This is a genomic window from Corynebacterium sp. HMSC08A12 (assembly GCF_001807485.1).
GTDB lineage: Bacteria > Actinomycetota > Actinomycetes > Mycobacteriales > Mycobacteriaceae > Corynebacterium > Corynebacterium evansiae.
Window position 1 is genome coordinate 1 of the sequence record NZ_KV789176.1, and the last position, 1,098, is coordinate 1,098.

The window sequence follows — 1,098 nt, forward strand, 5'->3', positions numbered from 1 at the left end:
GGGGGGTGTTGCCGCCGGGTGCCAGGACTTTCGATGACAGCTGATAGGGACACGGCCAGTTTTAAACTAGGTCTCTTTGTAACGTGGGTGCTTGCAACGAAGGTCATGACACCAGCGACTGGAACAACGCCATACCCATCTCGTTTTCTAGGAGCTCATCATGTCTCCGGAGCATTCCATCGACATATTCCTTGGGTTAGACGTCGGCAAATCTGAACACCACGCCTGCGCCTTAGACCGTGATGGCAACAAGGTCTTCGACAAACCGTTGCCTCAACTCGAATCCGAACTAGCAGGCGTTTTTCACCAGCTTCAAAAGCTTGGCACCGTACTCGTAATCGTCGACCAACCCAACACCATCGGCGCACTACCGATTGCTGTAGCCCGGGACTGCGGTTGCGAAGTCGGATACCTGCCAGGTCTTGCGATGCGCAAAGCTGCAGATCTCTATCCGGGACGTGCAAAAACAGACAAACGCGACGCATTCATCATCGCCGACACCGCCCGCACAATGCCCCACACGCTACGTGCCGTCGACCGCAATGATGAGGTACTCTCCGCCCTAAAGATGCTGTCCGGCTTCGATGATGACATCGCCCGCGATTGCACTCGCACTGTCAATCGGCTTCGCAGTATCCTCACCCAGATCTACCCCAGCCTGGAACGAGTTTTTGCTGGTAGCACCCTGACTCGCACGCCGATCCTGGAATTATTGATCCATTACAAGGGACCGCAGGGGCTAAAAAGAGCCGGATACCAACGAGTGTTGAACTGGATGATCAAGCGCACACGTAAAGACCCCACCCCGCTGGTAGACGACATTTTTGCAGCACTGAAAGCTCAAACAGTCACCGTGCCTGGAAGCGATGCCGCCGAGTTAGTAATTCCTCAACTGGCTGCAAACATCAAGACCCTCAAAGAGCAACGAAACACCATTGCTGAGCAGGTTGAAGAGATGCTCGCTGATTTCCCTTTTTGTGAGGTCTTGATGAGTATGCCCGGAGTCGGCATCAAGACCGCAGCGCAGATCCTTCTTGCGATCGGTGATGGCTCCGACTTCGCTAGTGCTGGCCACTTAGCTGCTTATGCTGGAATAGC

General features: G+C 54.3%; 1 protein-coding gene. It reads left to right on the forward strand.

The window, feature by feature from the left end; genetic code table 11:
- Positions 1 to 160 precede the first annotated feature (160 nt).
- A partial coding sequence (locus HMPREF3166_RS05220) for an IS110 family RNA-guided transposase (RefSeq protein WP_070488012.1) occupies positions 161 to 1,098 on the forward strand: 938 nt, incomplete at its 3' end.